We start from the raw sequence: 24,222 nt of genomic DNA, 5'->3' as shown, positions 1-24,222 counted from the left end.
ATGGAACAGCAAATCCGGGGTGATGTACTGACCCGACTCGAATTCGACTATGGCTTGCGGCATCGCACAGGCACCGACTTCATGCGCGGTGGTACCTGCCCTGCCTGCTCGAAGAAGGAACTGTATTCGAGCTTCGAAAATCCGTGGTTCATCAAGTGCGGCCGTGAGAGCAAATGCGGTCAGCAGTGGCATGTAAAAGAGCTTTACGCGGATCTGTTTGACGATTGGAGCAAACGTGCGCCGGCCACGGACGATCAACCAACAGCAAGCGCCCGCGCTTATATGGAGTTCGCCCGGGGCTTCAAAATCGAGCTGGTCGCCGGACTGTTCACCCAGGAAAACTATTTTGATCGCGTCCTGAATATCGGGTCGGCAACGGTCCGCTTCCCCTTGGAGCGCGGCGGTTACTGGGAGCGCCTGATTGACCAGCCCCAGCGTTTCGGCAAGAAGAAAGCCCGATTCAAACCCGGGGAGTCTTACAAGGGCTATTGGTGGTGTTCGCCGAATATCGATCTATCGCAGACCGAGGAGCTGTGGATCGTCGAAGGCATTTTTGATGCGATCGCGCTCGAGCACAACGCGATCGATGCGGTCGCAGCAATGTCGTCAAATGCTTTTCCCGAGGCCTCGCTGAAAGCACTCGCAGTCGATCGAGCGGGCAATCTACCGAGACTCGTGTGGGCACTGGACAACGAGCCTGGCGCACACCGGTACACCCGCAAATGGGTCGCCATGGCCCGGGCTCTGGGCTTTGAATGCACTGCGGCTCAGATTCCGCAACGCGACGCGCGAAAGGTTGACTGGAACGACCTGCATCAGCGCTGGGCATTCATCAGTGATGAGGCCGAGCGCCGCAAGCGCACAGAAGCGGACCTCGACGAGGCCCGCCACCACGGTGCCCTGCTTATAGCCGAGAGCGCGTCTGAAAAAGCACTGCTGATGTACAACTGGCGCGAGCGCGAGGAGTTCCACTTCGGGTTTGAGTCCCGTCTTTACTGGTGGAAGCTGGACATCAGCAAATTCAACAACGCCATGCAGGCGCTGGAAACAAGCGAAAACCATGAAGAGCAGCAGCTGAACAACAAAGCCATGCGTGAGAAAGCGTTGCGCATGTCGGGCTGCGTGGTCGAGATCGCCAACTGCTACCCCCAGGCGCTGTACTTCCAGCGCAACGAAATCACGGACGAGTCCTGGTACTTCTTCCGCGTCGACTTTCCACACGACGGCGGCTCTGTGAAGAACACCTTCACCGGTGGGCAGGTCGCCGCCGCAAGCGAATTCAAGAAGCGCCTGCTGGGCATGGCCGCCGGCGCAGTATTCACCGGCAGCGGCCAGCAGCTCGACAAGATCATGAAGGACCAGTTGTTCGCGATCAAAACGGTTCAGACGATCGACTTTGTTGGGTACAGCAAGGAATACGCCTGCTACGTGTATGGCGACCTGGCCGTAAAGGATGGCCAGGTGGTGGACGTCAACGACGAAGAGTTTTTCGAGTTCGGCAAGCTGCGCCTGAAAACCTTGCAACGTGCGGTGCCGGTGCGGATCCAGCGTGATCCGAAGGAATACAGCGACGAATGGGCGAAATTGCTGTGGACGTGCTTCGGTGCCCAAGGTGTTGTCGCGCTGACGTTCTGGTTCGGCTCGCTGTTCGCCGAGCAGATCCGCGCTCGCTACCAGTCCTTTCCCTTCCTAGAAGCCACCGGCGAGGCCGGGGCCGGTAAAACCACCCTGCTCAACTTGCTTTGGAAGTTGCTCGGCCGCGCCGGCTATGAAGGATTTGACCCGTCGAAATCTACGAAGGCCGGCCGTAGCCGATTGATGGGCCAGGTGTCCGGTATGCCGGTGGTGCTGCTTGAGTCCGATCGGAGCGGCGACGACAAATCCCACGCGAAAAACTTCGAATGGGACGAGCTGAAGGACTATTTCGGTGGCGGCACCCTGGCGACGAAGGGCGTTAAAACCGCCGGCAACGAAACCTACGAGCCTCCGTTCCGGGGCACGATCGCCATCAGCCAGAACGCGCCGGTGATTGCCTCCGAGGCCATCATGACGCGGATAGTGAAGCTGCATTTCGTGCGGCCGAACGTGACACCAGACAGCCGAGCCGCGGCTGATCGGCTAACAGCCTTGGATGGCTCGAAGCTGAGCCACTTCCTGCTGCAGGCGGTGAAGCGTGAAAGCGATGTCATGGGCACCCTTGCCGACAAGATTCCGGCTCATGAGGCGCGCCTGCGTCGGCTACACACTCACTGCATTACCTGCGATACCGAATTCCCAGCGATTAACGAAAAGGCCGCATGCCAGCAGTGCGGCAATCAGTTGCGAGGCTACATCCGCGTCGAGCGCATCGTAAAAAACCACGCCCAACTGCTTGGCCTGGTCGACTGCATTCGCTCCCTGGTACCGCTGACAGATGCCCAGATCAGCGCAACCCAGCGTTGCATTGTCTCGATGGCGATTGAGCGCCAGAGCTCGATCAGCGCAGACCATCCTGTTGTCGCGGAATTCTGGGAAGTCTACGACTACCTGCAGGGCCTAGATGCTGACGGTCCAGTGGTCAACCACAGCAAGAAAGACAACGTCATCGCTATCAACCTTAACGAATTCGTCGAGCGCGCTGCAGAACACCGCCAGAAGCTGGCCGACGTCAGCGAGTTGCGCGATCGCCTGAAGGAATCCCGCTGCCGCAAATTCCTTGAATCGAACAAGGCCGTCGACAGCGCAGTGCGCGCTTACCAGGCCACGCGCAGTAACAACACGATCACCAAGTCACCCACCGTCAAGTGCTGGATGTTCCAGGCGTAGGGCTGCAACCCGCGTCGACAGCCCTGAAAGGAGAGAACCATGCAGATTCAAGTCGTTGCCGGCACTGATCGTAGTGATGCGAAAAGCCTGCAGGACCGCGTCTCCCAGCTGCTCAGTGAGCTTGGGAACGATCACCGTAAAACGGTGCAGGCCGAAGCCTACGGTGCAAACGGACTGGTCGACATTTTGGAGGTTCGGGCTACGGACGGTCAGCGCGAGATTCTGGTGCTGAATTGCTCCCGGCTGCAGATCCAAGCGGTTTTGGACTGGCAGTCATGCAGCGAAGACACGACCGAATTCGAAGACCTGGTGCTGCACCTGGTGCGACTGCCAGACAGCAACCTGTAACGCCGGCTGCAACCGGCAACCATTGAAAGGAGAGGAAACATGCAGCGCACCAACGAAACAGCCCAACGAGTTGGCAGGGAATTGTTGAGCAAACTTTTCAGCACGATCGTAACCGTCGCGTTGATCGCTATAACAGCCATGCAGGTACCTGACGTACTGATTTGGCTCGCTAAGTAAACAATGAAATTGCGCCGGGGGCAGCCCCCTCAGCTCCGCCCCCCAAGGAGAAGCAACTTGCATGAGCTCCACACAATCGCAAATAAAAAAGCTGAGTTAGGATGACAACATTGAGCAAACTAGACCGTTTTTTAAGAGAAAAAGAGGTTCTCGAGGTGACATCTCTATCGCACGCAACGATTTGGCGGTCAATGAAAGTCGGGCGCTTTCCAAAGCCCGTATTGATTTCCCCCGGGCGGGTCGGCTGGCGCGAATCTGTGATCATAGCGTGGCAGCAGAATCCGATTGGATGGAAAGCCGATGAAGCCGCGTAAGCGGCTTTTTATGCAGTTCTGTTTTTAAAACCGGAATCCACTTCCGGTTGTTTTATAAATTTAAGTCTGGCATCAGGTAATTCACGCGTTTAAGATCTCAGCCTCTCACCTCATCACTAACTCTCACTGAAGAAAGGACTCCCACATGCAAGAATTAAGAATATTTTTCATGACATCTAACGATGGCTTTGAAATTGGCCTGCATCCTATCACTGATGAAAGTGCAGACTTATTCAACAGCCTAATGCAGTGTTTTGGAGAAGTAGTTGATGGCGTTCTCAATATAAAAGCTGAGCAGCAAGCAAGCAAAGATATCAAGTCAAAGATACAAGCATTTACAGATAATTTTGCGCCTCGCTTCCCACACCTTAACAAACTGAATAAAAAAATTTCAGACCTAAAAGAAGATGAATATTTTCTGGTCCTAAGAGGGCTACCACAGGACACAAAAATAAAACACCAACTTGAAGTTTATCTCAACTTCATTAATGAGAAAAAAGGACAGGAGTTCACTGCAGATGACTTCCAAGCTGAATTAGAACAATCTGGAGATTTCCTCTCCGACCTTTTGCATAACTACAATATAGACCAACCAAGAACAGATCGAAAAACCATTATAGGCAACAAAAAAAAATCTGACAGGATATGCAGGTTCTGCGGTAAGGGACTCAAAGACGGAGTAACCTTTAGCAAGGTAGCACACGCAATTTCTGAAGGTCTCGGAAATAAAAATATTATTCTTGCTGATGAGTGCGACTCATGCAACGAGTACTTCGGCAATGAGATTGAACCACAGCTAATCACACACTTAGATATTTATCGCGCTTTCTTGGGAATAAAGGGTAAAAACGGACTTCCAACTATCACTTACAAAAATGCTATAATCACTCACCAAGACGATGTACCGACCTTAATCACTCAAGACATAGAAAAAATAAGCGATGAGGAATTTATAGTCACGCTACACACTAAAAACAAATTCAATCCATTAAAGCTTTATAAGGCTTTAGTAAAAATATCCCTATCGACTATTAATTCAAACTCAATTCACGATTTCAAGACAACATTTGAATGGCTTACTAGCCCAGATATCACCCCTGTAGAACTGCCAAAAATAGCCAGAAGTGTCATTCACTCAGGTTTCTCGAAGCACCCAGAGATAACCAACTACATTCGAAAAAGCGATGACCAGACCTTACCACATCTATTTTCAGAATTTAGAATTGGTAGCTTCGTGTACGTTTTCATAGTTCCTTTCTCCGAAAAGGACAACTTAAAGTTTGTAGCTCCTAACGAATTCGAAGCTTTCTGGAACCGGCTAGAACACTATGCAGCAGTAAAAAACTGGCGATTCGACCGAATCGACAGTGCATCAGACATTACGATCACTGAAAAAATCCATATTAAAAAATCAACAAAATAAATAACCGCCACTTATTTTTTATTAAACATTTCTAGCTATTCCGAAGCATGATCTGCAGCATTTTTCACTACGTTTTTCAGTAACCATAGTGACCAACGCTGCAGACCTGCCTTCTTTTCTTTGAAATACGTGTATCGGTCATAATGTTTCGATCCTACATCGCCGAACGCATGCCCTTGAATTCGGTCCTTCATTTGCTTATCGAGCCCCGCTACGCCCATCAACGTTTTGCACGTCCGGCGAATGTCTCGCAGTGTGAAAGGTCCGTTGAATTTCTTCGTATGTCGGCCATAAAGCTTAGTCACTGCTCGGGACAGCGACTGCGTGTGTAGGGACTTGCCGTCGGCCTTGCCTACAAAGGGATAAGCGCTGGACTCACTGATTTCGTCCATCACTTTCAGGCTTTGGCGCATCAGCTTGTTGAACGGGACGACGTGTAGTGACCGCTCCCCCTCAATACCCTTGCCCCCGCTCTTTCCCTTTCTGTTACGGATTATCAAATGATCGTTCAGATAGTGGCGCCGCTCGGTTGCCAGAACCTGCTCCGGTCGCTGGCCACCGGAGGAGATAAGAAATTTCAGCAGCTCGGACGTCACCAGACTCAAATGCTCAGGTAGCAGCTGCCAGAGTGTCGCCAGTTCCTCCGTTGAAAGAGCCCGATCACCAGGTTGCTCCCAGTCGTCCTGGACCGGCACGCTGGCCACCGGGTTACTGATCAGGCCGAATCGCACTTGAACGGTCAGGTAACTGCGAGGGTTGTACTCCTGCTCCAGCCCTACCTGAAACGCTGCATGCAGTTGAGATCGGACGCGGTTGCAATAAGTGGTGATGCCGGCATCGATCATTTTCACGATGACGTTGCGGATTTGGACCGGGCCGATGAGCGAGGCGGGTTTGCTGACCAGGTCGGGGAATGGATCGCTCACGTAATGCTTTAGCGACCACTTAACATCACCAGCCGATGCAGCTTCCTCGGTTTCGAGCTTCTTCACATACAGATCGAGCAGATCCTGAAATGTACCTGGTGAAGCTTGCACCCCCTTTTCCTCTCGGCACCTGTCCCGGGCGATCGTGAGTTTCATCTCCGGCCATGTACCGAGCTTGGCCATCTTCTTTTTACCAGCGACATGCCGCTGAAAATAAAACTCCTTCGTCCCGCTGGGGCGGACCTTGAGAACGAGCACCCCTTCGCCTTTGGCCGTGCGGCCGTCGGACATGACGTAGTCCCTTTCGCGAGGCTTCAGCGCTTGAATCTGCTTTTCCGTGAGCATTGGTGACAGTTCCTGGTGACAGTCGGCCAGATCTAAGGTGATAGCGCGTGAAACAACACGATTGAACACCACCCTCTAAGAGCCGCGATTTTACTGGGCTAAAGACAGAAATTGATATCCCCTGTGACGCGTTGAGACTGCACTAGTAAAAGCTTCCCAAGCTGATAACGAGGGTTCGATTCCCTTCACCCGCTCCAATCGAATTTTTGGTCTCGCGTTAAGATGGTTTTGACGGGGATGTAGAAAGAAAAAAACCGGCCCATGTGGCCGGTTTTTTTATACCCGTCGATTGAGCTGCAGGAGCGCTTCAAGGGGTGCGGCAAAAACCTGCAATACAGAAAACGCCTCATTTGCGGCCATCTCCGAACTCTATCCTCACGCCCTCCTAGACTCGTTTTTCACACCACCTTTCCATCGTGACCGAGAAGGCTCAGTGGTTATAGTGTTGATCATATAAATTCAGTGGGTATAGTAACCACCTAAGCACACCACACGGAGGTGATGTGAATAGCCGATTTTTGATAAGCCAAATTGTTGCGGATGGCTGGTATCTGGTGCGTATCAAGGGCAGTCATCATCACTTCAAGCACCCGACCAAACCGGGGCTGGTGACAGTTCCTCATCCGAAAAAGGACCTGCTCAAAAAAACCGCCTTGAGTATTTTGCAACAGGCGCTGCTCTGACGAATTCAAAGCGCAGCGCCTCAGAGGACAGTGAAGATGCTTTACCCGATTGCGATTTCAATGGGCGATAACGAACACGCTTGGGGCGTGGAGGTACCGGATATTCCAGGGTGTTTCTCCGCAGGTGAGGATCTGGATGATGCGATGGCCATGGCTCGTGAAGCCATTGAGGGCCATTTCGAAATTCTTGCCGAAGACGGTTCACCGATTCCACCTGCGAATAAAGTGACCCTGCATGCGGCGAATCCGCAGTACGCCGGTTGTACATGGGCGGTGGTGGACATCGATGTTACCAAGTACCTGGGCAAAGCCCAGAAGCTGAACATCACCCTGCCGGGGTACCTGCTCAACCGCATTGACGAATACGTATTGCATCACCCGGAAGAGAAAAGCCGTTCAGGTTTTCTGGCATCGGCAGCACTGAAGGTGTTGCAGCAGAGCTGATGCCCTTGTTTCCAAACAGCAAAAACCGGCCCCAACGGCCGGTTTTTTTATGGTTCGGATTCGGTGACACGCCGCATTCATTGCTCGGCTCCGCCTGCCGTTAAATCCTGCCGCTCGTCAGCTGTCCGGCACACTCCCTCGAACCTGCCTTCCAATGAGTACATCCCTCGGACGGAAGGCTTAAGCATGAACACCAAAATCGCTGCTCTGACGCTTGCGGGCCTACTGTCTTCCTGCTCGTTTTATGCGCTAGCGGCTGAGAAGACGACAGGAACTGCCGTTCCTCCTGCCGCTCTTCCCGGTCTTAATCAGGGGCAAAGCGCTGAATCAAACGAGGAGAAGGCCAGCAAAAAGGGCGAGGAGTCTTCGGGTGCAAATTCCGGAGCCGATTCGAAAACGCTGGAGAAAGACTCAGGTTCTTCGCACAAAGCGGAGGAGTACCAGAAAAAACAACGTGAAAGCCATCCTGGTGGCGTGAAGCAACCGGCCTCGTGAGCATCATTAGCCGTTTCAACACGGAAATTAACGTTTTCCCATGAAGTCGGCGTTTTGTTAGCGTTTTCGCTGGCGAATTAAAGGATTGCCGTCACTGACGCCGCAGAGCCAATGCCCATTCTCCGGGGGTTTAAACGAGGCCGTATGCGGAAAAGGCAAGGTCCTACACTACTCTGGGAATTGTCCGTAGACTTGCGCATTGCTGTGCCTTTGTCATGAGACCTATAGTCCGAGCGCGCCCAAATGGCGTATTGGGTTTGGCGACTCGATGACTGGTACAGAAGCCTCCGAGAATTTCTCGGAGTGCTTTTGAACGCACTTGGCTGCCTCTTTTTTTGGTGGCTGTGCGTGGGAGACCCCACGGTCTGCCGGTTTTACCATGTCCCGGTTCGCCAACCCACGTACAGCTACCACCCTATTGTTTGGCGACGATTGAGTGGTAGGTCTTCCCTCCGATATGGTGATCACTCATGAATGACTACATGGCTTTAACCAGCAACGCCGACGACCTTCCCACCTTCTACGTCAACACCACCCAACCGCTGCATTCCCTTCTCAGCTCCGCCCGTTACAGAATCGGCGCGGTGACACAGGTCCTGGAAAACCTCGCGATGCGCGGCGAAATCAATTCGGATTCGGTGATTCTCAGCGACTTCGCAATGCTCTGCAGCATCCCCTTGCGCGATGGCTGCGATGTACTGGATGTCATTGCACGACGTATGGATGCGGAACCGTCCTGACACCAAAAGGGGCGTCTTTTTGACGCCCCTTTTGATTTGTAGATCAACTGCTGCGCCGTGAATTTCTTTAACAATAATGTGGCGAGGGAGCTTGCTCCCGCTGGGTCGCGAAGCGGCCCCAAAACAAGGACTGCTGCGCAGTCCAACGGGAGCAAGCTCCCTCGCCACAGGTTTTTTTGGCGCCCCACGTATAGTTTCCGTATAGATCCCCGCCCCCCAGTAAAGAAGCCGTAGCCCAGCATCAACCCCAACCAAAAAACCCCTACCCTGCCCTCTCACCTTTCACGCAGAGATCAGCATGGACAATTCAGAGTTGGGGATCATGATCATTTCAATGATTGGGTTGTTCGGCTTTGCGTCGTTTCTATTCGATTACCTGAGTGCCAAACGAAGGGACAGATAACGTTATCTGTCCCTTTCTGGCATCAGCGGGTCGCGACGATGAACAATCGCGGGAACGGCAGCAGCACCGAACCATCACTCAGGGCCGGATACGCCTGCTCGATCGCGGCGTGATATTGCTTGAGGTATTGCGCCTTTTCCGCATCATCCAGCGGTTCGAGAAACGGCCGCAAACCACTGCCCTTGAACCACTCGACCACGCCGGACGCCCCGCCCGCCAGCGGATGATGGTAGGTGGTGCGCCATACATCGACGCGCGCGCAGTGCGGTCGCAGCATCGAGTAGTAATCGCTGGCACTGGCCATTTCCGTGCGTTGCCCGGCGGCGTCCGCCAGCTTGCTGGCCCACGGGCCATCGGCAGCCACTTCGCGCATCAGGCGATGGGACGCTTCGTTGAGGTTGTCGGGCATCTGAATGGCCAGGCTGCCGCCCTGGGTCAGTCGGGCGGCCAGCGAAGGCAGCAACGTCGCGTGATCGGGCAGCCACTGCAGCACCGCGTTGGCGAAGATCACGTCGAACGGGCCGCTCTCATTCCAGGTGCCAATATCCACGGTATCGAACTGCAATTGCGGCAAACGCTTGCGGGCGGCTTCGATCATGTCGGTCGAACTGTCAACGCCTCGCACTGTGGCGTTCGTGAAGCGCTCCACCAGCAATTCGGTCGAGTTGCCGGGGCCGCAACCGATGTCGATGGCCGAGCGTGCGTCCACAGGCGGGATCGCCGCAAGCAGGTCGCGTGCAGGGCGGGTGCGTTCATCTTCAAAAGCGACGTATTGCTTGGCGGACCAACTCATTGCGTTCTCCTGTCGAATCGTTGTCCGGACCTGGGCCGACAACCGGTTCGCTACGATACATCGCCCCGTGTGCCAGCCCAATCCGACTTATGAATGCTCGAAGGATATGAAGGCAGTTTCTTATCGCCAAATCATCGAAAGCCATAACCAAAGTCGACCGTTCGTCGAGCTACCCACCAAGCAATTTTGACAGCCTGAATTTCACTTCTATAGTCCAATCGCGGCCCATCGGAAGGAACCCGAACCCGTCAGTTTGTACTCAAGGAGCAAGGCCAGCTCATGCCCGTGACAGGTGGGTTCCGCCCGTAGTGTTTGCGCAACGACCGCAAGGCAAGCAAGCGTTGTTGTGCCTGGAAAGATGCCAGGCATTCACTATGAACAAGGAGCTTTACTATGTCTCGAGTCACGGACGTGCTGGTTTCCATCGACACCGAAACCATTCTGAAAAACTACCCGAACATCAGCAAAAACCCGGCTTCGCCGACGCTGATCGACGTCAATCACGTGTACATGGTGACCAACCAGAACAACGTGGTGAGCGGCCAGGCCGGTGGCGAACTCAACTTGAAAGCCCAGGTGGGCGACCTGATTCGCTGGCGTGAAACCAGCCTGTCGCAGAGTTTCGAAACCGCCGTGATTTTCTACAAGTTCATCGGCAATGTCGGCAACGACTTGATCTCCACACCCACGCCGCGCAAGGCTACCGCTTGCGTGGCCGTGCCCAACACCAGCAATCCGTCGGTGCCCAGCTGCCAGAAAGTCGATAACCATTACTGGTCTTCGGAAACCCTGTCCTGCGGCAGCGTGACGTATCATTTCCACTTCCTGATCGTGGACCGCGATTGCAAGATCGTCGGCTGCTGCTCGTGGGACCCGTTCATTACTATCCGTAACTGACGCGCGTCCGGCCCCTTGGCAACGAGGGGCTTTGCCGACTTACGTTGCCGCCTCGACAGGAACGGGATGCCTTGCATGCACCGAAGCGGCTGCCGTCATGTGTCACCATCATGAAAGGAATCCATGATGACTTCCGAACCGATCAAATCGCCTTCATCCAGCGTCGCGACCGCCAACAATGTGTTGCTGGTTGTCGATGCCGAATCACTGCTTTTACGTTATCCGCAGCCCAGTCTGGAGGCGGACAATCCAACGTCCATTTCTCACGGATTTGTTTTCGCCATCAACGGATCGCCAAAGCCACAAAGTACGATAAATGACAGCTCAATTACCTTGATCACCGACAAATCCGCGACCTTCCATATCCGTGGCAGAACCGTCAGCCTGCTCGCCGAGCACAGCGTGGTGTTTTACGACATGTCCGTTGGCGATGCCGGCGTCCTTTCTGCGCCTGAACTGGTGGTGCAAGGCGACCTGGCAGTGCCTGCACCCGATCCTGAAAATCCGTCTGAACCGGGTACTCACCGGGCCGATGACCATTACTGGAGGTGCAGAAAACTCGCCGCCGGTGTTGAGGCGTGTGAGCTGAGATTCATGCTGATTGATAAAAACTGTGAAGCGCTGGGTTACTTCAGTTGGGTAGTTGAAATGAAGCTGACGGAGTAGCCCTTTACGCACCGTGCGTCGCCTGCCGAATATGAAGATGTAAGTAGAATTTTCAACACGCCGTCGCTGTCTGACATTCAGGCGCATCCAATAAGGAACACGGCAATGAAATTCGCAAAAATCTCGCAGAAACTCGCCTTGTGGGCCGGCAGTCCCAAGACGTTCATGGGGGCGTTGATTCTCATCGGTCTGTGGGGGTTGAGCGGGCCGATTTTTGATTACAACGACACCTGGCAACTGATCATCAACACCTCGACCACGATTATTACGTTCCTGATGGTGTTCCTGATCCAGAACACGCAGAACCGCGATACCGACATTCTGCATTTGAAAATCGATGAGTTGTTACGGGTGAACAAGGAAGCGCAGAACGCGATGCTCGGGTTGGAGTTACTCGACCTGAAGCAACTGGAAGCGCTGCGTAGACACTACCGTGCCATGGGCGAAAACGAAGTGCATGGCCTGGCGGGGCTGGCAACCGAGGGCAAGCACAAACAGAACCTGAACGACTGCTGAGCACCAACAAAAACGGCGCGTGATGTAAGTCACGCGCCGTTTTTTTTTAAACGCCGTCAGCGTGGTGTCATCGACCCGCTTGCAGCGCCCTGGCCATTTGCAGATGGTTCTGCAGCTTGGGCAGGGTCTCTTCGGCGAAGGCTTTGATTTCCGGCACATCGGTGGTCTGCGCAGTCTGCTGCAATTGCTCGATGGCTTCCTGCGTGGTCTTCACCTGACTGGCGGCGTACGCCTGATCAAACGATGCGCCGTCCTGAACTTCCGGCATCAAGGCTTTGGCCTTGTCGACGACCTCTTCCCGTGGGGCCACCGGCAGATCCAGTTGCTTGGCGATTTTCGCCAGGTGCTGGTTGGCTGTAGTGCGGTCGTTGATGACGACGATGGTGTAATCCTTGACCTCTTTGGACTCGGACTTCTGGTGCGCCAGGCGACTGGCCTCGATATCGGCCATGCCTTTGGCCGAGGCATCGTTGATGAATTCGGCGGGGGACTGGGCAAAGGCAGTGCTGGCGCACAGGCCCAGTAACGTGGCAATACTGGCATTGCGTAATCGGGTGGCCATCCGGCTCATGGTCGCGCCCTCCTCTCTATAAATTCAAACGGGAGCTTTCGCTCCCGCCTCTCAATCAAAACCACCTTCACCACTACTTGGATTTCTGGCCGCCTTTGCGGCCCATATCGGGTTTCGCAGGCTCTTTATCGACAGTCGTGGTGGTGGTCTTCCCTCCTTTGCGACCGGCTTCAGACGCCTTCGTTCGATCGTTGGCGAAATTTCCCGAGTTCGAGTTTCTTGAGTTAGGCATGATTCTCTACCTCTTGGTAATGATCGCGGCGAGCAGGAGCCCGCATAGAATCTGAATTTCGATCACTGCAAAGGTTTAGAAAAACTGGGATCGATGCGACGAACGGTGACTGATTTTCAAGCCCTGTACTTCAGGTGATTCTGGCGTTTGGCGCTGTACATGGCCTCGTCGGCATGGCGAAACAATTGCTTTTCTTCCGAACCGTGTTCGGGGTAATGCGCAACGCCGATGCTCGGCTGGATGTTCAGGTTGTGGCCATCCAGCCGCAGCGGCTGAGCCAGGATCTGACGGATTTTTCCGGCAACGCCGTCAGCGTCTTCCGCAGCCTGAATGCTGTGCAACAACACCACAAACTCATCACCGCCGATGCGCGCTACGGTGTCGGTTTCCCGCACGCAGCCTTTCAGACGATTGGCGACCGCTTGCAGCAGCATGTCGCCGACGGCATGGCCGTGGGTGTCGTTGACTTCCTTGAAGCGGTCGAGATCGACGTACAGCAGCGCCATGCGCCCGCACTCCAACTTGGCCAGTGTCAGCGAGGCTTTCAGCCGGTCACGGAGCAACTCGCGATTGGGCAGTTGGGTCAGTTGATCGTACTGGGCCATGCGCTGCAGCCGGGCATGTAATTGCTTGCGCTCGATGGCAGTCGCGACCTGGGCGCACACAAACTGCAGCAGTTCCTTGTCTTGCTCGGTGTAGCGCTCGCCGCCCGCCACGCTTTTTACGATCAGCGCGCCGATGGTGCCGTTCTGCGAGTTCAACGGCACGCCCAGCCAGCAGGGCGAGTGCTGGCCGGCGACCAGTAGCTCGAATCCTGCCGGGGCGTCGTCCTGGTCCGGGGTCAGCAGAATCGGCTGGCCGCTTCGGATCACCTCGGCACACAGCCGTCCGGTGACGGTTCCGGGCTGCTCGGGTTGCTGTTCATTGTCATCGACGTGGTAAGGGAAATTGAGCTGCGCGCAGTGCTCGTCATACAGCGCGACGGAAAAATTCAGCGCCGGCAGCCATTCACCGATGATCAAGTGGATGCGTTTGAACAACGCCAGCAAATCTTCTGCCGCGTGGGCCGCTTCGGAGATCGCATACAACGCCGCTTGCCGGGACTCGGCCTGCTTGCGCTCGGTGATGTCGCGGGCCACGGCGATGCGCAGTTGATCGACTTCCGACCAGCGCGCAGACCACAGGATGTGTACCACGCGGCCATCTTTGCGCAAGTAGCGGTTTTCGAAGTTGAGTTTGGGGTCACCGCCCATGATTTCCCGCGCAGCGTCGAGGGTGCGCTGGCGATCGGCGGGATGCACCATATCGATCATTGGCAGGCCGACCAGCTCTTCAGGCGTGTAACCGAAAATGCGTTCGCAGGCTGCGCTGACAAAAACAAAGCGACCTTGTTTATCAACCGCGCAAACGGCGTCCAGCAGTAGATCGATGTAACTCGCCAGCGGCGCGGAATTCCTGGATGCCATGGTGCAGAGAGCATGTCCGAACAATGCAACAAAAAAGAACCATCCCTGACCCGTGATGTAGCCGCTGACGCGTCCCTGCGATCAGTTTCAAGCCTTGTTCGGCATCAGCCCCGGCAAGGCATGCGCCAGGGCGTTGATGGCAAAACCGATAAACATCACCCCGCACAGGCGGGTGATCGCCAGTTCATGGCGTTGATACAGGCTGCGCACCTGCCGCGCACCAACGATGCCAATGAGGATAGCGTAGGCGATCAGACCACCGACGAAGCTCAGAACGATCAGCCAGGGCAGCATCGACCAATGCAGCAACTCCGCACGGCTGGACAGTAACGCCGTAAAGGTCGCCACCGCCACCGGATACGCCTTCGGATTGGTCAGACCGAACAGAATGCCGTGCCAGAACGGTTGCCGCGCCGGGCCCTGCGGCGTTTCAGCGCCGCTGCGTTTGGCCCGTACCGCGCGTAAACCGAGCCAGAACAGATACAACCCGCTGAGCACACCCAGCACGTCAAACGCCGTACTGCCGATTTCCCGTGCCCCGACTATCGCGATCAGCGCAGTGCTGCACCAGATCACGTCCCCGAGCAAATGCCCGCACAAAAAACCCGCCCCTGCCCGCCGCCCACGCGCCGCGCCGATGCCGAACACCGCCAACACCCCCGGCCCCGGTGTGATTCCGTAAATGAAGCCCGAGGCGAGAACGGCCATTAGCAGCGATGGGGTCATCGGGGAAATCCTGTTGAACTATTTGGTGAATGGCCGCAAGTCTATATCAGGTCCTTGCGAATCGACTGACTGATCGTCAAAGAACTTCATTCCCGCATAGGGACGCTGCCGGCAAGCTGCCAGTCGTGAGGCCAGATCGCCGACATGGGCTTCAAGCTTGTGACCCTCCGGGTCGAGGAAGTAGAACGACGCGCCTTCGCTGCGGTTGTCGCGCCATTCCCGGACATTGGCCGCTCGCAGGCGCTCGACGAAGGGCGGGAAGTCGGGTGTGCTGATGTTGAAGGCGTAGTGGGTGTAATCGGCGGCGGGCCCGGCGTTGCGCAGGGGGTCGAGGGAAAGGCATAGCCAAAGGCCGGGCAGCGAGAGGTAGGCGCCGCTATCCCAAGTGGCTTCGAGCTGAAGTTGCAGGAGGTCGTGATAGAACGCCACGCTGCGGTTCAGGTCGGTGACGGCGAGGGTCAGGTGGTTGAGGCCAGATAACATTTTTTCAGTAACCCTTGAGTTTTTCAGGCACGACGTAGTTTTTACCGTCATGGTGAGGCAACCTCAATCCGCCCGTTCAACCAGTTCAACGCCTGATCCCCGCCTCGCCGCTTGTGCCACGCCAACACGAACGTAAACGACGGAATAGCAAACGGCGGCGGAACAACGACCAGCGACTGTTCATCAATATTGCGCAAGGCGCGCGATGCAACCGTGAGAATCAGGTCCGTGCCACTGATGAACTCCGGCGCCACGCTCCAGTGCGGCAGGCTGATCGCTACGCGGCGGCGCTCACGTATCGCGGTCAACGCCCGTTCGATCTCCGGAGTGCCGCTGCCGCGCATTTCCAACAAGACATGCGGGCGCGACAGGTAGGTTGGCAAGTCGAGCACGCCATCGGCGGGCAGGCTGTTGCGGTCCACGAGGCAGGCGTAATGTTCTTCGAACAAAGGAGTGCTGCGCAACTCGTTCGGCAGCTCTGGAAAGACGCCCGCGGCCACGTCAATGTCGCCGTTGAGCACTGCGTCGAGCATGCCTTCGCGGCTGGCGTGGCTGATTTGCAGGTCGATGCCCGGTGCTTCCCGGCGTAACGTGCGGATCAGGCCCGGCAGGACGATGGCGGCGCCGTAGTCGGACATCGCCAGGCGAAACGTGCGCTTGGCCGTGGCCGGATCGAAGGCATTGGGCGCCAGCAGCGATTGCACCTGGGCCAGGGCTTCCGCAAGCGGTGCGATCAGTTCGAGGGCGCGTGGGGTGGGTACCAGACCAGCTCCTGCCCTGACCAGCAATGGATCGCCAAGCACATGTCGCAACCGCGCCAGCGCATGACTGACCGCCGGCTGACTGAGGTGCAAACGCTCAGCCGCACGAGTGACATGTTGCTCGCTGAGCAAGGCGTCGAGAATCACCAACAGGTTAAGATCAATACGCCGAAGATCATTCATCCGATGCATGTTCTGGATAGCGATTTGGAATTTAAATCTGCGCGACGAATACTCTAGAGTCCAGCAAAACCTGTTGGAGAATGATCATGAGTACGTTGCATTGGGCCGGTTTGTTGCTGTTGGCAGTGATTGCCGGAGCGGTGGTGCCTTTTCAGAGTGCGATCAACGCCAACCTTACACGTGGGTTGGGTCATCCGCTGTGGGCGACTTTTGCGTCGCTGGTGGTGAGTATTGCGGTGCTGTTGCCGATCATGTTGGCGCTGCGCTTGCCGCTGCCGTCACTGGATTTCATCACTCGGGCCCCCTTGTGGATGTGGGCAGGCGGTGCGTTGGGGGTGTGTTTTATTTCACTCGCGCTGATGTTGCTGCCCAAGCTGGGAGCGTCGGGGTTTATTGCCTTGGCGCTGGCGGGGCAAGTGGTAGCCTCGTTGGTGCTGGATCACTTTGGATGGTTTGGGTTGGTGGAGCGGCAGATGACGGTGCCGCGGGTGTTGGGGGCGGCTTTGTTGATCGGTGGTGTTGCGCTGATTCAGTTCAGTGATTCACCCGCCAAAGCGGTGATTGCGACGTCTTGAAAATCAAAAGATCGCAGCCTTCGGTAGATCCTGCGGGGATGCGTGGTCCCTGTAGGCGCTGCCGAAGGCTGCAATCTTTCAAAACTTGTCGAGCGTGCGCAGTTTCTGCGGCAACCCCCACAGCAGCAGGGCAACAGCGATCAGCGCGCAGACCCCGATGACATACAGCGCCGGTGTGGTGCTGCCGGTCAGGTCCTTGATCCGTCCGACCATGACAGGGCTGACGATGCCGCCGAATTGGCCGAGGGTGTTGATCACCGCGATCCCGCCCGCAGCCCCCGCGCCGGCACCGGCCAGCAGTTTCGGCGGCAGGGTCCAGAAACTCGGAATGGAGGCGATGATCCCGGCGCCGAGCAAGCCCAGTGCGACGATCAGGAAGGTCGTGTGGTTGGCGAAGATACCGGCGCAGAAGAAGCCCAGCGCACCCGCTGCCACCAACCCTGCGACAAACTTGCGACGCTCGCCGGTCGAGTCGGACAACCGTCCGATCACCACCATGCTGATTGCCCCGCAGATGTACGGAATCGCCGTCAGCAAACCGATCATCACTGGGCTCTCGGTGCCCGCGCTGCGGATCAGTTGCGGCGCCCAGAAATTCAAGCCGTAGGACGCCACTTGAATGAGGAAGTAGATCAGCCCCAGCGTGAGGAAACCGGGAATCCGCAGCGCCGCGAGCAACGAGCCGCCGCTCTTGTGCGGTTCATGGTGGGCGATGCGGCTGGCCAGCAGGGTTTTCTCCGACGGTGTCAGCCAGTGGGCGTCTTCAATGCGGTCCTTGAGCAGGGTCAGCACCAGCAATCCGAGGCCGATGCAGGGCACGCCGCCGAGCAGAAACAGCCAATGCCAGCCGCGCATGTCGAGGACGCCGTCGAGGTGTTGCAGCACCAGCCCGGAGAACGGTGCGCCGACCAGCCCGGCAAACGCCGATGACAGGAACAGCATCGAGGTGATGCGTCCGCGATAGTGCTGCGGGAACCACAGCGTCAGGTAATACAGCACGCCCGGCGCAAAACCGGCCTCCATCGCACCGATCACGAAGCGCAGCGCGTAAAACTGCCATTCGCTGTTGACGAAGACCATCGCCGCCGTCGCGAGTCCCCAGGACATCATGATCCGCGCGATCCAGCGGCGGGCGCCGACTTTGTACAGCATCATGTTGCTCGGCACTTCGAAGATCACGTAACCGACCACGAACAGCCCGGCGCCGAGGCCGTAAGCGGTGTCGCTCAGGCTCAGGTCAGTCTGCAACTGGAACTTGGCGAAGCTGATGTTGATGCGGTCGAAAAACGCGAACAGGTAGCAGACCATGATCAGCGGCATCAGGCGCCAGGCGACTTTGCTGACCAGGGCTTTTTCTTCGTCGTTGCTAACGGACGGGCTCGCGCCCGCCTCCAGTACATTGAGGCTCATGGTGCTTTCTCCAGGCGGACTGCCCTTGGGTGTCCGATTGTTTTTGTTGTCTGGTTGAGATGTAGCTTCTGTGGGCGTTGTTCGGTGTGTCAGAAAGGGGTTGGGTGCAAGTCGCAATTGCGTCCGGCCTTGGCCAACTGGCCTGGCACTTCGTGCCCCAACAGCGCGGGTAATCCTTGCGACAACCTCAACAACAGCGGCAGGTCGATGCCGGTGTGAATGCCGATTTCATCGCACAGGTTCACCAGGTCTTCGGTGCAGATATTGCCCGAGGCACCCGGTGCAAACGGGCACCCGCCGAGGCCGCCGAGGGCTGCGTCAAAGCGTCGGGCGCCGGCCTCGTAAGCGGCCAGCACGTTGCACAAACCGAGGCCGCGGGTGTTGTGGAAATGCAGGGTCAGGTCCGCTGGCGAAACCCGCTGCAAGACCCGGCGCACCAGTCGGTCGACCTGACGCGGATTGGCCATGCCGGTGGTGTCGGCCAGGGTGATGCCCTGAATGCCGAGTTCCTGATAGGCCTCGACGATTTGCAGTACACGGTCCTCATCGATCCTGCCTTCGAACGGGCAACCGAACGTGGTGGCGATGCTGCCGTTCAGTCGCACCTGAGTGTCACCCACGTAGTGCACGATCTCGCCGAACGCGGCCAATGAGGCTTCGCACCGCATGCGCATGTTCGCCAGGTTGTGGGTCTGGCTGGCGGACATCACCAGGTTCAGCTCATCGGCCCTTGTCGCCAGCGCCCGTTGCGCACCTTTGAGGTTGGGGATCAACGCGACGTAAATCACTCCCGGTTGACGGGTGATGCCCTTGAACACCAGCTCGCCGTCGCGTAGCGCCGGAATGGCCTTGGGCGACACGAACGAGCCGGCTTCGATGCGGCTGAATCCGGCCAGCGACAGCTGATCGATCAGGGCAATCTTGTCGACCGTTTCAACCCACGTCGGCTCGATCTGCAGGCCGTCGCGGGGGGAGACTTCCTGAACGATCAGGGTCTCGGAAAAATCAGTGATCATTGCACCACCCCTTCAGTTTTCAGGCGTTCGATGTCTGCGTCCGTCAGGCCCAACCCCGCGAGAATCCCGTCGGTGTGCTGGCCCAGGCTCGGCCCCGACCAGTTCACGCCACCGGGGGTTTCGGAGAGTTTGGGCACGATGCCCGGCATCGTCACTGTCGCGCCGCCAGGCAGGTCGGCGTTGAGCAGCATGTCCCGCGCCTGATAGTGCGGATCAGCGACGATGTCAGCCACCGAATAGATGCGTCCGGCCGGTACTTCAGCGGCTTCCAGCGCCGACAGGACTTCGTCGATCGGCAGGCTGCTGGTCCAGTGAGTGATGGCAGCATCCAGCACATTGCTCTTGGCTGCGCGACCATCGTTGTGGGCAAACTCCGGCGCGTCGGCCAGATCGCGGCGACCGACGACTTCCATCAAGCGCTTGTAGATCGGATCGCTGTTGCCGGCGATCACCACGTAGGCCCCATCGGCCGTCAGGTAGGTGTTGGACGGCGCGATGCCGGGCAATGCCCCGCCACTGCGCTCACGCACATGACCGAGCATGTCGTATTCCGGCACCAGGCTTTCCATGACGTTGAACACGCTTTCGGCCAGCGACACATCGACCACTTGCCCGCCGCCCTGCCCGGTCTTGACCCGCAGCAGCGACATCAAGGCACCGATCACCGCGTGCAGCGACGCCAGTGAATCGCCAAGGCTGACACCGACCCGCGCCGGTGGTGAACCGGGGGTGCCGGTGGTGTAGCGAATCCCGCCCATGGCCTCGCCGATGGCGCCGAATCCTGGACGGTCGCGGTACGGACCGGTCTGGCCGTAGCCGGAAATGCGCACCAGAGTCAGGTTGGGATTCAAGGCGTGCAACACGTCCCAGCCCAAACCGAGTTTCTCGAGAGCGCCAGGGCGCAGGTTTTCGATCAGCACGTCGGCGCTGGTCGCCAGTTGCTTGACCAGTTCAATGCCTTCGGGGGATTTCAGATTCAGCGCCAGGGACTTCTTGTTGCGCGATTGCAGGTACCACCACAACGAGGTGCCTTCGTGCAGCTTGCGCCATTTGCGCAGGGGATCGCCCTGGCCCATGGCTTCGATCTTGATCACCTCGGCGCCGAACTCGGCGAGCATGCGCGCGGCGAACGGCGCGGCGATCAGCGTGCCGATTTCGATCACCTTGATTGCACTCAGGGGGGCAGTCATCGCGGGGTACCTCTGTTGTTCTTGGAATATGCGCCAAGGCTAGAGGAGCGAGGGGACTGGAATCCAACCTTCTGTTGGCAACGGGCGTTCGTGAAACGCGAACGCTCGGGGAGATTACCGCGACCTCAGGTCGGTCATCGCTGGCAGGCCAGCTCCCACAGTGATCTGCGGCGTTCACCAATCCTCTGTAGGAGCGGGCTTGCCCGCGATGAGGCCGGCCCCGGCAATGAAAATCTCAGACCTGCCCCCGCAACTGCTCAAACAACATCCTGCTCACCGGCGACAACGCCGCTTCATCGCGCACGACCAGAATCAACGCCCGATCCGACCAGTCATCGGTCAACGGCACCGCACGCAACCCCAGCGCCCGGCCAAACAATTCGTAAGCCTTCTGCGGCAAAATCCCGATGCCCATGTTGGCCTGGACCATCCGGCACATCGCATCGAACCCCGGCACATGAATCCGCAATCGCAACACCTTGCCCGCCTCACGCGCGGCGGCGTGGGTGCGCATGTTGATGGAACTGGCGGAATGCAGGCCGACGTAATCGCTGCCCAGCGTATCGGCGAACGCCAGGCTGGAACGGCTGGCCAATGGATGATCCGGCAGCATCAGCACCACCAGTTTGTCCTGGCGATACAGCACGCTGTGCAGGCCTTTCACATCGCTGTCGCTGGAACAGATCCCTAGGTCCGCCACGCCATCCAGCACGCCTTGAATCACACCGCCGCTGGGACGCTCTTCGAGATCGGTCTTGACCTGCGGATGTCGTTCGGAAAAGCCCCGCAGGTCTTCCGGCAGAAACTGAATGATCGCCGACAGGTTGGCGAGCATCCGCACATAACCACGAATGCCATGGCTGTGTTCACCCAGTTCAAAGCCCATTTTCTCGACGTTGAACAGCATCTGCCGAGCATGGTGCAACAGGGTTTCGCCGGCCGGCGTCAGGGTCATGCCCTTGGCCTGACGCACGAACAGGCTAATGCCCAGCGCCTCCTCCAACTCCATCAACCGCTTGCTCGCCGCCGACACCGCGATGGCCTCGCGGGTCGCGGCACGGGTCAGCGTGCCTTCTTCGTGGACGGCGACGAATAGCTGGAGGGTGATGAGGTCGAGGCGGCGGATCAGGCTTTTTTGCAGCATCTGGGACTCGCGATGTCGGCTCGGACGAAGACGCAGCATAACGTCCTTTGCGCCCGAGCCGTGCGACCGTCAAAACGCGCTGCGGAAAATCTCCTCGATCTGCCGCTGATCCGCGGCCCGTGGATTGGTCACGCCACACGCGTCTTTCAAGGCGTTGGCGGCGAGGGTCGGGATATCGTTGAGCCGGGCACCGAGTTCGCGCAAGCCAGCGGGAATTTCGACGTCTTTCGCCAGGCTACGAATCGCCGCGATGGCCGCCTGGGCGCCCTCTTCCGGGCTGAAGCCGCGGATATCGGCACCCATTGCATGGGCCACGTCGGTCAGGCGGTCGGCGCACACCAACGCGTTGAAACTTTGCACATGCGGCAACAGCACGGCGTTACAGACGCCGTGGGGCAAGTCGTAGAAACCACCCAACTGGTGGGCCATGGCATGCACGTAGCCAAGAGACGCATTGTTGAACGCCATGCCCGCAAGGAACTGTGCGTAAGCCATGTTTTCCCGCGCGGACAGGTCGCTGCCATCTCGCACGGCAAGGCGCAAGTTGTTGCTGATCAACGTGATGGCCTTCAACGCACAGGCATCGGTGATCGGGTTGGCGGCGGTGGACACGTAGGCTTCGATGGCGTGGGTCAGCGCGTCCATGCCGGTGGCGGCCGTCAGGCTTTTGGGCATGGCGACCATCAGCGCCGGGTCGTTGACTGACAGCAGCGGCGTGACGTTGCGGTCAACGATGGCCATTTTCACGTGGCGCGATTCGTCAGTGATGATGCAGAAACGCGTCATCTCGCTGGCCGTGCCCGCGGTGGTGTTGATGGCGATCAGCGGCAATTGCGGCTTCTCGGATTGATCGACGCCTTCGTAATCGCGGATCTGCCCGCCGTTGGTCGCGCACAAGGCGATGCCCTTGGCGCAGTCGTGGGGCGAACCGCCACCCAGCGACACGACGAAATCACAGCGACTTTCCTTGAGCAGGCCCAGGCCACTTTCGACGTTGGCGATGCTCGGGTTGGGCTTGGCGCCGTCGAAGATGACCGAGTCGATGTCCTTCATCGCCAGTTTCTCGGCGATCATCGCCGCCACGCCGGCCTTGGCCAGCCCGGTGTCAGTAACAATCAGCGCCTTGCGAAAGCCGTACTTGCCAATCGCGTCCATGGCTTCGTCGAGGCAACCAATACCCATGATGTTCACGGCGGGGATGAAAAACGTGCTGCTCATGGCGAATCTCCAGGGCTAGGACCGTATCGGCTGTTCGATTCGGCGAATACTCACAGGATCGCCTCATCGACCAAACGCTAACTTGATCTGGCTCAAGTCCGGGTCGTGATAAAGTCGCCGCCCATCCGACCTTTTGCTTTTTTGAGACAACGACCGCAATGACCGATTTCCAGGATGTCGATGCCCAGCTTGAAGACTGGAACGCCTTGCGCGCCACCACCTCGATCAGCGGCCTGCTGGTGGGCAACGGTGCCAGCCGTGCGGTTTGGGACGATTTCGGCTACGACTCGCTGTTCGAAAACGCCCGCACCGTGGAAGAAAAGCCACTGAGCCAGTCCGAACTGAGTGTGTTCGATGCGATGCAGACACGCAGTTTCGAGCAGGTGCTGGGCGCTCTGAAAACCACCAGCCGCGTGAACAAGGCCCTGGCTGTCAGCTCCGCCGCGCCGCGCAATCGCTACTATGCGATCAAGGAAGCGCTGATCAACACCGTGCACGCGGTGCACATCCCGTGGCGGCTGGTGGTGCCCTCGACGCTGGCGACGATCAGTCAGGAACTGGGGTGTTACCGGACGGTGTTGACCACCAATTACGACTTGCTCAACTACTGGGCCATTCAACACCAGCCTGATGCCATCACTGACCTCTTCCAGGGCACCGAGCCGGTTTTTGACCTGAGCGCCACGGCGACCGATAAAACCCGCTTGCTGTACCTGCACGGCGGTTTGCATCTGGTGCGCAATCAGGACGGCACGGCGCGCAAACTGATGTCGACCGAGGGCACGTTGCTGGGCAGTTTCGCGATCAACAACACGATCAAGACGCTGGATGACGTGCCCTTGTTTGTGAACGAAGGGCCGAGCGCGGACAAGCTCAAGACCATCCGCAGTTCGGATTATTTGTCGTTTTGCTATGACCAGCTTTTGGGGCATGGCGAGGGGTTGTGCGTCTTTGGCCACGCGTTGGGTGAGCAGGACAGCCACATCGTTCATGCGCTACGCCAGGCGAAACCGAAGGTGGTGGCGGTGTCGATTTATCCGCGCAGCAAAGCGTTTATCCAGCATCAGAAGCGGCATTACGCGAAGGTGTTTGAAGGGACCGGATCAGAACTGCGGTTTTTTGATTCGAAGACGCATGCGCTTGGCAATCCAAAGCTGACCGTTCCCGTCGAGGTCTGAAGCAAACACCGTACCCGTGGCGAGGGAGCTTGCCCCCGCTCGGGTGCGCAGCAGCCACAAAACTGGACGATGCTTTCTCTCTGAAAAAAGCAGG

The 24,222-nt window shown here is 57.4% G+C and carries 27 protein-coding genes; 14 read left to right on the top strand and 13 right to left on the bottom strand.

Annotated features, from left to right (window positions below; translation table 11 throughout):
- The 5 genes from B723_RS12370 to B723_RS12360 all read left to right on the top strand — a co-directional run bounded on the left by B723_RS12370 (nt 1) and on the right by B723_RS12360 (nt 5,067).
- Nucleotides 1-2,805, top strand: a complete 2,805-nt coding sequence (locus B723_RS12370) for a toprim domain-containing protein (RefSeq protein ID WP_031318478.1) — start codon at nt 1-3, stop codon at nt 2,803-2,805.
- Between the two features lie 39 nt (nt 2,806-2,844).
- Nucleotides 2,845-3,153: a hypothetical protein gene (locus tag B723_RS12365; protein WP_017336900.1), complete on the top strand. Its 309-nt coding sequence runs from the start codon at nt 2,845-2,847 to the stop codon at nt 3,151-3,153.
- A gap of 39 nt (nt 3,154-3,192) precedes the next feature.
- Nucleotides 3,193-3,330, top strand: coding sequence for a hypothetical protein (locus tag B723_RS33340; protein ID WP_017336899.1), 138 nt, complete (start codon nt 3,193-3,195; stop codon nt 3,328-3,330).
- Between the two features lie 101 nt (nt 3,331-3,431).
- Complete coding sequence (locus B723_RS32165) at nt 3,432-3,644, top strand: helix-turn-helix transcriptional regulator (RefSeq protein WP_080995119.1); 213 nt, start codon at nt 3,432-3,434, stop codon at nt 3,642-3,644.
- 145 nt (nt 3,645-3,789) lie between these two features.
- Entirely contained in the window at nt 3,790-5,067 is a 1,278-nt protein-coding gene (locus tag B723_RS12360; protein WP_017336898.1) for an HNH endonuclease, read from the top strand.
- 35 nt (nt 5,068-5,102) lie between these two features.
- On the opposite strand, the gene B723_RS12355 is transcribed toward B723_RS12360, so the two are convergent.
- Nucleotides 5,103-6,338, bottom strand: coding sequence for a tyrosine-type recombinase/integrase (locus B723_RS12355; protein ID WP_017336897.1), 1,236 nt, complete (start codon nt 6,336-6,338; stop codon nt 5,103-5,105).
- A gap of 503 nt (nt 6,339-6,841) precedes the next feature.
- Between B723_RS12355 and B723_RS12350 the strand changes: the two genes are divergently transcribed.
- The 4 genes from B723_RS12350 (at nt 6,842) to B723_RS12335 (ending at nt 8,700) form a co-directional block, all read left to right on the top strand.
- Nucleotides 6,842-7,021: a type II toxin-antitoxin system HicA family toxin gene (locus tag B723_RS12350; RefSeq protein ID WP_017336896.1), complete on the top strand. Its 180-nt coding sequence runs from the start codon at nt 6,842-6,844 to the stop codon at nt 7,019-7,021.
- Nucleotides 7,022-7,057: 36 nt separating this feature from the next.
- Nucleotides 7,058-7,465: a type II toxin-antitoxin system HicB family antitoxin gene (locus B723_RS12345; RefSeq protein ID WP_031318476.1), complete on the top strand. Its 408-nt coding sequence runs from the start codon at nt 7,058-7,060 to the stop codon at nt 7,463-7,465.
- Between the two features lie 186 nt (nt 7,466-7,651).
- Nucleotides 7,652-7,960 carry a hypothetical protein gene (locus tag B723_RS12340; RefSeq protein WP_017336894.1) on the top strand — a complete coding sequence of 103 codons (309 nt, stop codon included), beginning with the start codon at nt 7,652-7,654 and terminating at the stop codon, nt 7,958-7,960.
- A 470-nt stretch (nt 7,961-8,430) separates the two neighbouring features.
- Nucleotides 8,431-8,700: a hypothetical protein gene (locus B723_RS12335; protein WP_017336893.1), complete on the top strand. Its 270-nt coding sequence runs from the start codon at nt 8,431-8,433 to the stop codon at nt 8,698-8,700.
- Nucleotides 8,701-9,125: 425 nt separating this feature from the next.
- Here the strand turns inward: B723_RS12335 and tam are convergent, their stop codons facing one another.
- Nucleotides 9,126-9,896 carry a trans-aconitate 2-methyltransferase gene (gene tam, locus B723_RS12330; RefSeq protein ID WP_017336891.1) on the bottom strand — a complete coding sequence of 257 codons (771 nt, stop codon included), beginning with the start codon at nt 9,894-9,896 and terminating at the stop codon, nt 9,126-9,128.
- 393 nt (nt 9,897-10,289) lie between these two features.
- Here tam and B723_RS12325 point away from each other — a divergent pair, with 393 nt between their 5' ends.
- The 3 genes from B723_RS12325 (at nt 10,290) to B723_RS12315 (ending at nt 11,975) form a co-directional block, all read left to right on the top strand.
- Nucleotides 10,290-10,793, top strand: coding sequence for an inclusion body family protein (locus B723_RS12325; RefSeq protein WP_017336890.1), 504 nt, complete (start codon nt 10,290-10,292; stop codon nt 10,791-10,793).
- 126 nt (nt 10,794-10,919) lie between these two features.
- Nucleotides 10,920-11,459 (top strand): AidA/PixA family protein, encoded by a 540-nt coding sequence (locus tag B723_RS12320; RefSeq protein ID WP_017336889.1) that lies wholly within the window; start codon nt 10,920-10,922, stop codon nt 11,457-11,459.
- Nucleotides 11,460-11,564: 105 nt separating this feature from the next.
- Nucleotides 11,565-11,975 (top strand): low affinity iron permease family protein, encoded by a 411-nt coding sequence (locus tag B723_RS12315; protein ID WP_017336888.1) that lies wholly within the window; start codon nt 11,565-11,567, stop codon nt 11,973-11,975.
- A gap of 67 nt (nt 11,976-12,042) precedes the next feature.
- On the opposite strand, the gene B723_RS12310 is transcribed toward B723_RS12315, so the two are convergent.
- From B723_RS12310 to B723_RS12290, 6 genes are all read right to left on the bottom strand, one after another.
- Entirely contained in the window at nt 12,043-12,546 is a 504-nt protein-coding gene (locus tag B723_RS12310) for a DUF4142 domain-containing protein (protein ID WP_017336887.1), read from the bottom strand.
- A 73-nt stretch (nt 12,547-12,619) separates the two neighbouring features.
- On the bottom strand, nt 12,620-12,778 hold the full coding sequence (locus tag B723_RS32160; protein WP_080995118.1) for a KGG domain-containing protein: 159 nt from the start codon (nt 12,776-12,778) through the stop codon (nt 12,620-12,622).
- A gap of 116 nt (nt 12,779-12,894) precedes the next feature.
- A complete protein-coding gene (locus B723_RS12305; protein WP_017336886.1) occupies nt 12,895-14,244 on the bottom strand; it encodes a sensor domain-containing protein in 1,350 nt (449 codons plus the stop codon).
- An 87-nt stretch (nt 14,245-14,331) separates the two neighbouring features.
- On the bottom strand, nt 14,332-14,970 hold the full coding sequence (locus B723_RS12300) for a LysE family translocator (RefSeq protein WP_017336885.1): 639 nt from the start codon (nt 14,968-14,970) through the stop codon (nt 14,332-14,334).
- Between the two features lie 18 nt (nt 14,971-14,988).
- On the bottom strand, nt 14,989-15,453 hold the full coding sequence (gene fos, locus B723_RS12295) for a fosfomycin resistance glutathione transferase (protein ID WP_017336884.1): 465 nt from the start codon (nt 15,451-15,453) through the stop codon (nt 14,989-14,991).
- 47 nt (nt 15,454-15,500) lie between these two features.
- The gene (locus tag B723_RS12290; RefSeq protein WP_031318474.1) at nt 15,501-16,406 is read right to left on the bottom strand and encodes a LysR family transcriptional regulator; all 906 of its coding nucleotides are present in this window, start codon (nt 16,404-16,406) and stop codon (nt 15,501-15,503) included.
- A 77-nt stretch (nt 16,407-16,483) separates the two neighbouring features.
- On the opposite strand from B723_RS12290, the gene B723_RS12285 reads away from it, so the two are divergent.
- Complete coding sequence (locus B723_RS12285; protein WP_017336882.1) at nt 16,484-16,972, top strand: DMT family transporter; 489 nt, start codon at nt 16,484-16,486, stop codon at nt 16,970-16,972.
- Between the two features lie 78 nt (nt 16,973-17,050).
- Here the strand turns inward: B723_RS12285 and B723_RS12280 are convergent, their stop codons facing one another.
- From B723_RS12280 to yiaY, 5 genes are all read right to left on the bottom strand, one after another.
- Nucleotides 17,051-18,382 carry an MFS transporter gene (locus B723_RS12280; RefSeq protein WP_017336881.1) on the bottom strand — a complete coding sequence of 444 codons (1,332 nt, stop codon included), beginning with the start codon at nt 18,380-18,382 and terminating at the stop codon, nt 17,051-17,053.
- Nucleotides 18,383-18,471: 89 nt separating this feature from the next.
- Nucleotides 18,472-19,398, bottom strand: a complete 927-nt coding sequence (locus tag B723_RS12275) for a hydroxymethylglutaryl-CoA lyase (protein WP_017336880.1) — start codon at nt 19,396-19,398, stop codon at nt 18,472-18,474.
- Entirely contained in the window at nt 19,395-20,588 is a 1,194-nt protein-coding gene (locus B723_RS12270; protein WP_017336879.1) for a CaiB/BaiF CoA transferase family protein, read from the bottom strand. The genes B723_RS12275 and B723_RS12270 overlap by 4 nt, the downstream gene beginning before the upstream one ends.
- Before the next feature lie 235 nt (nt 20,589-20,823).
- Nucleotides 20,824-21,732: a LysR family transcriptional regulator gene (locus B723_RS12265; RefSeq protein WP_031318471.1), complete on the bottom strand. Its 909-nt coding sequence runs from the start codon at nt 21,730-21,732 to the stop codon at nt 20,824-20,826.
- Between the two features lie 69 nt (nt 21,733-21,801).
- Nucleotides 21,802-22,950 (bottom strand): L-threonine dehydrogenase, encoded by a 1,149-nt coding sequence (yiaY, locus tag B723_RS12260; protein WP_017336877.1) that lies wholly within the window; start codon nt 22,948-22,950, stop codon nt 21,802-21,804.
- A gap of 158 nt (nt 22,951-23,108) precedes the next feature.
- Here yiaY and B723_RS12255 point away from each other — a divergent pair, with 158 nt between their 5' ends.
- Nucleotides 23,109-24,128, top strand: coding sequence for a DUF4917 family protein (locus tag B723_RS12255; protein WP_017336876.1), 1,020 nt, complete (start codon nt 23,109-23,111; stop codon nt 24,126-24,128).
- Nucleotides 24,129-24,222 lie beyond the last annotated feature (94 nt).

Source organism: Pseudomonas fluorescens NCIMB 11764, assembly GCF_000293885.2.
Lineage (GTDB): Bacteria > Pseudomonadota > Gammaproteobacteria > Pseudomonadales > Pseudomonadaceae > Aquipseudomonas > Aquipseudomonas fluorescens_B.
Note: the sequence above shows the minus strand (reverse complement) of the source record. Positions and strands in the feature narration are given on the sequence as shown.